Genomic DNA, 7,147 nt, shown 5'->3' with positions numbered 1-7,147 from the left:
AACATGACCACATGGTCTTTCTTTGCATAGTCGATTGGAACACACATAATGTTAGAGCCGTTTGCCGCTTCTTCAAAAAGGTGAAGTAATTCTTGACTTCGGTTTTGATAAATGTTTTTCTTTTTCATGGTGAGGCTCCTTTCGTTTTTGCAGCTGCTTCATTGCAGACTGCCGATAAATTATACCACCGGCCTGATCCGGATGGTCCATTAAACGGGGGAGCTTCACCTTCAACCTGACATACTAGACCGTTTTTAAGCTCGGTATTGAAAATTTTCACTGGCGACCCCGACCCGACTTACAGAGTTGGGGAGGCTCCGCGAGCTCACCTAAAAGGCTCACTCGCCTCCCCAACATCTGTCTCTCGGAAAGGTACCAGATGTCCGCACTGGAATCCACCTTAACCACGCTTTGCGCGGCTTCAGTTCCATCACGGTTGACAGAACAAGATTTTTGTTGACAGAAAAAGATTTTTATGGTTACGTTACTTTAAACTTAAATTACGAGACTATAGCTATGCCCATAACCAATGCAGAAAAACAGGCCCGTTTCCGTAAGAAACAAGAGCTGAAAAATTTTAAGGATCAAGTTTTTAAAAAGTTGCAACTTAACCTGCCTTTCCGTTCTCGCCGAGAAACCCCAGACGAAATCCACTCCCTTCTGGAAGAGGCTGCAAGACTTCCATCGGGCTGGAACGAAGAAGATTTAGATCGGGCTTTTCGGTGTATTCGTCAGCTCTATTTTGAATTCGAGTCTCCGCGAGAAGATCTGAAGATGGATTTGGTGGACGTGAAGGTGCACTTGGAAGAGTTTGCCAGTACCCCAGATCCCAGAAAGTTCTTTTCAGATACAGAAGAGTCCATATCAAAAACACGCGTCCTCGCTTCGCATTTGATTTCAGCGTTGGAGCTTTCAACTCTTTCAAACTCCGAACGGGCGGCTGCAGTCATGGAAGCTATTCGCCATGTGGGGCGTGCTGCGACGATCTCTGGCGACATGGTGAAATCTGACGCCATGATGGTATGCCAGGCGTCTTTGCAGAGCCACTACGACAGGCCAGACTGGTTTTTGGACTCTCTTGCTAAATGGCTCGCAAATCGTTTGGATGAAGAACTCGTTCATGAGCTCGGAAAGCGCCTTGCCAATTTCCAACAGAAGGACATGCTATGAAACGGGTACATCTTGATCATTTTAACCGCGAAGTCACCTGCACCTATCGCGGCGAGACTTACCGTGTTCGCGACAATGGTGCTGTCCTCAGACGCCGTAGAGTCCGTGCTCGCCTAAGGCCGTTGGATGAAAGATGGACATTCGGTCGCGCGAACAAGGAGCGCGGATACATGTATGTTGCATCCATACCGGTTCACCGGATTGTGGCGACGGCTTTCCACGGTCCACAGCCGTCAAAGGACCATATCGTCGAGCACATTGATACCAACCGGCGGAACAACCGGCCTGAAAACCTGCGTTGGGTAACCCGGCTCGAAAACATCCTTCTCAATCCAATCACGAGACGTGGGGTCGAACTTGCCTATGGCAGTATCGAGAATTTTCTGGCGAACCCTGCCCAGCCTACTTCGGGAAAACTTCCCCCAGACTTTGATTGGATGCGCTCCGTCACAAAGAAAGAAGCAGAGGAGTGCCGCAGGCGTCTCCTCGATTGGGCAAAGAGCGGGCGCATACCCTCTGGCGGGACGCTCGGTGAGTGGCTCTACAAATCACCAACCGAACAGTATGTCGAAGAGCCTGAGCCTGATGATCTGATCGAGTCCAGAACGCCGGGTGCGATCCAAAAAAACTGGAAGACGCCGAGCGAGTTTCCACTTTGCCCATCCGAAATCGGTGCGAACGCGCTGGACGAATATCGCGAGCGCCTCAAGAAGGGAGAGGTCTTTTCACGCAATGATTTTGGTGAATCGATAGTTGTTTCAGCGGAGCTTTCAGAAAGTTCGGAAACATTGGTTGTTCTATGCAAACATCCAGGCGGCGTCAAAGACTCGGCGCTTGCTCGGGTTTGGGTTGAAGACCGGCTTTTTGTGCATGAGAGCCTGGGCACGTTTTTCACCTTGGAAGGCGCAACAAAGCAATATGTCCTTAAGCGCGGGTTGAAATGGGAAGGTGGAGACACGATCGACGATTATTGTTGATCGGCTTACTGTGTAAATTTCAACCATCAGCAACCATCTTTTTTATCATTCTGGCTACCTTGTCCGAGTGTTTTGAAATGAGTGAGCGGATCGAAGGCGTGCGGATGAACTCCTCGATGAATTCAGCTTTGGAAGCACGGTATTTTGACATGATCCAGATAAACTCGACAGCATAATCCGGTTTCATTTTCAAAAGCGAGCGCCGGGCGTCACCGATTTCCAGACTGTTTTCGGGAAGCCATTTGGCGCCATTTTTTGCCAGGATATGAATCATCTTGATTTTTTCACGCGCCTTTTCATTGTCCAGGTTCTTGCTCGGTGTGCGCCCCTTCCTCCAACTATCCCAGTGATTAAAATCAAAAAACCAGCTCATGCCGGTAAGCAGGGCCTGAATCAGGGGCGTGCCGGAGTTTTCATATTCGGCCAGGTTGAATCCGATTTTAAGAAGCTTTTCCAGAAAATCGGATTTATCCGCACGGCAGGCCTGCAGCAATAACCCTTTCAGCTCCGGCCTGTTCGGATCAAGGCGGATTTGTTTAAGATTAAAGACATCGAAATGTTCTAAAGCTGCCGCAAGTTCCAGTGCGTACTGATCTTCATCCGGATCAGGCGCTTCGTCCCATGAATTAGGACCTCGGGTATAGGGATCTGCGCCGGCCCACAGCATGAGCGACACCCACTTTAGGTTTCCCTTTGTGCAGTGGTGACGCAGGGCCATGTCAGCCTGCTTTTGGAAGCTGGGAAAGCGATCCTTATTGGTTTTAAGGATGCCAAGGGCCGGGTAAATGCGATTGCTCAAAGCGTATGCAAGTGGATAGTCCGTTTCGACATCCGCGCCCTGTTCAATGAACCATTTCATGATATCAGGCTGATAGGTTTCAAAGACCGACGCCATGGAAACGGAACGGATGTCGGCGCCGTGCTCGACAAGCAGCTGGACTAAGTCCAGCCGGCGCTTGTGAAGGGCATGCTCCAGGGGAAAATACCGGGGCTCATTCATATCGGCCCCGCCGGCAAGCAGGACCTTGACCAGGCTGTGAAATCCCAGATCCATAGCCACCTCCAGGGGACTTTTCCGTCTGTATCCTGAAACCGATGGCGGAGGGTTTACTGGTTTTCCGGATGTAATCCAATCCTGAATTTCAAACAGCTTGCCGGCCTTGCACAAAGCAATCAATGGTTTGATTTCATCGTATGTCTCGGTGCGTTTCATAAAAGCACTTCCGGTTTACCATCGGGAGTAAGGGTATTCATTCCTCTTTTCCTCTTCCGGGCATTCCTCATCCAAGATCGACGCCGGGCTGGGGGTCAGGGGGTCCAGGCGGTCGGCCTGGTCGTGCGCCCAGCTGAGCCATTCGGAAAGGGGCTTTTCAAAGCTGATGGTAAGCTCGCCGGAAGCGGCAATCCTTTTGGTCTCGAAAATATATTCCCGGATAATCCGACTCTTTTTCCAGTTTTCGGCGTCGGAGACCAGCTTATTTACTCTGGCTTCTTCTTCAAGATATATGCGCCTGAGCTCGGCGCGTTTGAGCCGTTCCTCCTCAAGCTGCCTTTGCCGCTCCATTCTCCGGCGTTCTTCCTCCGCTCTTTCTCTGTCTTTTTCTATCTTTGCGGCAGCAACATCCACAAGTCCGTCAATGAAACTTTGGATGCGGTCCTCAAGTTTAGCTTTTATCCCATCTTTCCAGTTCTGCCGGCAGCCATAGATATAAAAACCCTCGGCTTCATGGATGGTAAGTGCGAGTTCTCCGGAAGGCGCCCGTTCCTCTACAAAGCGGCTGTGCCCAAATTCGTAGCGTCCGCTCAGGTTATGCTCCTCGGGTCTTTTGCTCCTGGTTGCCAGCTTTTCGCTGATCCGGAAGCTGATGGGCACTTCTTTAATTTTGGTCCGGGTATGCCCTTTGGACAGGTATACGTTAAAACCATGTTTTTCGAGAGTTTTAATGATCGTATCCATGATGCGAAGCGCGCGTCTTACACTTTCTTTTGACACGGAAATATCGAGGCAGCCCTCTTTCGGGGGATTCACAATCCCGATCTCGTTTGATTGCAGGCCGCTTAAAATTTCAGAGGATTGCTTTACCAGGGGGTGAGGGCTGGACAGCCTGTCCGGAACCACAATGGGCGCTTTCTCCAAATTTTGCATGCTTGCTGCCAACTCTTTGCGTCTGGATACATTCTGGCTGTGGGGATTGGGGGTGATGGTGATGGTAACATTCTCCCCGGCCGGCAGGGGTAGGCGTTTCATATTAATCCCGACCGCCTTTTTGGCCCAATATCCACGGGGAGGCTTGGGTATACGGTGTTTTCTGCAAATCTTGGCAAGCCCTCCATCGGAAAGACCGTATTCCTGCGCCAACCTAACGATGGGGGTTTCCCAAACCTTTTCATAAAGTTCTTTTCGACTAATAGTGACCATCTGCGCCTCGCTTCATGTTTATGTTTTATCGAAATTTTGCTGAACTTGACTAAAAAAGCGGCCTTGACAAAAAAGTCAAGCAGGCGATTTTAGGCAAGTTGCAAACAAAACGTATAAATTACGGATAGCGAATTTTCAGAAATTTAAAAAGCTCTGATTCTATGTGCATTTAACTCTTGACTTATTTGTTGCCAATTAATATAGTGTTGTCCAATTGGACAACATATTATAAATAGACAACATGAAACCCGAACAACAGATCATAAAAGAGCTGAAAATATCCCTAAAGCAGATTCTCCCCTTAAAGGGCCTTAAGATCGACATGAAATCGATTTTGGGCAGGGAAGAGTTCTTTGACTTTGATCTTGTCGCCCAAGTTGAGCATGAGGATTTGAGTTTCCGGTTGATAATTGAAGCTGCGGCCCAAAACAGCCTCCCTGTAATTAAAAACAAGATTGCCAGGCTCAAGGCGGCAGCCGCTGAGCATCCTGATGCAGTGCCTGTTTTGGCAGCGCGCTATTTGAGTCCTCAGCGGCGCAGCATGTGTCAGGATGAAGGCATCTGTTTCGTGGATCTTTCCGGAAACGTGTTCATAAAATTCAAGGGCTTCTATGTTGAAAAAATCGGCTTTCCAAACAAGTACCCAGAGGAAAGAATGGGCAGAGACCCGTTTTCAGACAAGGCCAGTCTGATCCTTCGGGCTATGCTTAAGGGCGGAGAGTATCTGTGGGGTGTTCGGGAATTGGCCCAAGAAATCCATCTCAATCCCGGATACATTTCCCGCATGGCCAGGGAACTTGAAGACCGGAATTATATCACGCGGCTGAAATCCAAATTAAAACTCCGAGATCCGGAAGGCATTCTGGATGATTGGGTCAGAAATTATAACTATAAAAAAAATCAACTTTTCGGTTATTTTTTGATGGCTGCAAGTTCTGCTGATATTTTGCAAAAACTTCGCAGTTTGGATGTCCCTGCGGGTGTTGATTACGCGCTCAGCGTCCAGGCCGGGGCCAATCTGGTGGCGCCCTATGCCGCCTTTCAGGAAGTTCATATTTACATCGACAATGAAAAGGCGCTGGCGTACTTTGAAAAACAGCTGAACCTCAGCAAGGCCGATCAAGGAGCAAATTTTTACCTGATGTTTCCCTATTACAAACACTCCGTTTTTTATGACAGCTGGATAGTAAAAAAACTTCGGGTTGTATCGGACCTTCAGCTATATCTGGATCTGCACGGATACCCGATCAGGGGGCTTGAGCAGGCGCAACATTTATTTGATAAAAAACTGAGGCATGTATTTGCAAGGCCGGAATCGCAATGAATGACCCGTTTATCGTCGGATTTCTCAAAACCCTCCGAATACTCAAAGATTATCTGCCGGTGATTGTGGTCGGCGGCGGATGGGCGCCGTTTATTTATTACCGCTATCTCTTGGGTGACAAAGCGCATGAACCCATACGTACGCGTGACATCGATTTTATGGTTCAGGAAGAGGTCCCGGTGATCGGTTCTAAAACGGTCGATCAATTGCTGGAAGAGGCAGGTTTTAAAACAGTTTTTAAGAGCAGGGATGTCCCTCCTCTTATTCACTATGAGGGCAACATCGAAGGGATGGATGTTGAAATCGAATTCTTGGCTGACCAAACAGGATCAAGACCCGACCTGGTTTTGGAAGTTCAAAAAGGGCTCCACGCAGAAGCGCTCAGATTCATATCCATTGTAATTGAAAATGCGGTTGAAGTCACAATTGAAGATACTGATTTTATGGGAGGCTTGCCTGCTCTTAAAGTAAAGGTTCCAACTCCTTCGGCATACATATTTCATAAGGGTCTGGTCTTTATACGTCGAAGAGACCGTGATAAAAAAGCTAAAGACCTTTATTATATTTTTGATATTATTACCGGCTGCAGCCGGATAAAGCCGGATATTATGGATGGTTTTGCCGGCCTCTCCAGAAAATATCCGGCATGGTTTCAAACGTTCATCAGGAATCTTAGTCTTTATTTCAAAACAATAAGTTCTGATGGCGTTTTGTGGGTGGCGGAACAACGCCCTTCGCTTGCATTTCCAGATCTGAACGCAGACCAGTTCAAACAATATGTATTGGCTGCATTCAGAGAATTTTTAAACGATCTTGATAAATTATAATCCTAAGACATCTTTCGGAGGTTGTAATCGGGGTAGGGGAGAGTAACCCACAAAGATTACTCTCCCCAAGTCATGTTGTTTAGATGTTGTTTGGCAAAAATTTAACTATCTGAAATAATTGGTAAAAACATGCCGAAACGTTGGTTCAAGTCCGGCCTTCGGCACCAGCACGCATTTATTAATGCGATTTCAGTTGTTACTGAAGTCGCTTTTTTTATTTACGCCGGTTTATGGTTGCCGTTCGCAATTTGGTTCATATCTTTCAGGATCGAAATAGCCGACATCAGGGCCTGTATTCTCTCCGGCCGATATGAAAAAAAGGAAACGCTATGGCCATTTATTTGCTTTTCCGATTAAGGCTGCCTTGCAATTTTTATATAAATATTCTAGTAAGGAGTTTCAGGTTTGTTTGTATCGGTAAAAAAGGATG

The 7,147-nt window shown here is 47.7% G+C and carries 6 protein-coding genes; 4 read left to right on the top strand and 2 right to left on the bottom strand.

Annotated features, from left to right (window positions below; all coding sequences use genetic code 11):
- The first annotated feature begins 456 nt into the window (after positions 1–456).
- Entirely contained in the window at positions 457–1,170 is a 714-nt protein-coding gene (locus P1P89_13740) for a hypothetical protein (protein ID MDF1592573.1), read from the top strand.
- Positions 1,171–1,340: 170 nt separating this feature from the next.
- Positions 1,341–2,147, top strand: a complete 807-nt coding sequence (locus P1P89_13735; protein MDF1592572.1) for an HNH endonuclease signature motif containing protein — start codon at positions 1,341–1,343, stop codon at positions 2,145–2,147.
- A 19-nt stretch (positions 2,148–2,166) separates the two neighbouring features.
- Here P1P89_13735 and P1P89_13730 read toward each other — a convergent pair whose 3' ends face one another.
- Both P1P89_13730 and P1P89_13725 read right to left on the bottom strand, forming a co-directional pair.
- Positions 2,167–3,360, bottom strand: a complete 1,194-nt coding sequence (locus P1P89_13730; GenBank protein ID MDF1592571.1) for a hypothetical protein — start codon at positions 3,358–3,360, stop codon at positions 2,167–2,169.
- 15 nt (positions 3,361–3,375) lie between these two features.
- On the bottom strand, positions 3,376–4,566 hold the full coding sequence (locus P1P89_13725) for a hypothetical protein (protein MDF1592570.1): 1,191 nt from the start codon (positions 4,564–4,566) through the stop codon (positions 3,376–3,378).
- Positions 4,567–4,807: 241 nt separating this feature from the next.
- Between P1P89_13725 and P1P89_13720 the strand changes: the two genes are divergently transcribed.
- Entirely contained in the window at positions 4,808–5,890 is a 1,083-nt protein-coding gene (locus P1P89_13720) for a type IV toxin-antitoxin system AbiEi family antitoxin (protein ID MDF1592569.1), read from the top strand.
- Between the two features lie 59 nt (positions 5,891–5,949).
- Positions 5,950–6,717 (top strand): GSU2403 family nucleotidyltransferase fold protein, encoded by a 768-nt coding sequence (locus P1P89_13715; protein ID MDF1592568.1) that lies wholly within the window; start codon positions 5,950–5,952, stop codon positions 6,715–6,717.
- The last annotated feature ends 430 nt before the right edge of the window (positions 6,718–7,147 follow it).

The organism is Desulfobacterales bacterium (assembly GCA_029211065.1).
In the GTDB taxonomy this organism is placed as follows: domain Bacteria; phylum Desulfobacterota; class Desulfobacteria; order Desulfobacterales; family JARGFK01; genus JARGFK01.
Note: the sequence above shows the minus strand (reverse complement) of the source record. Positions and strands in the feature narration are given on the sequence as shown.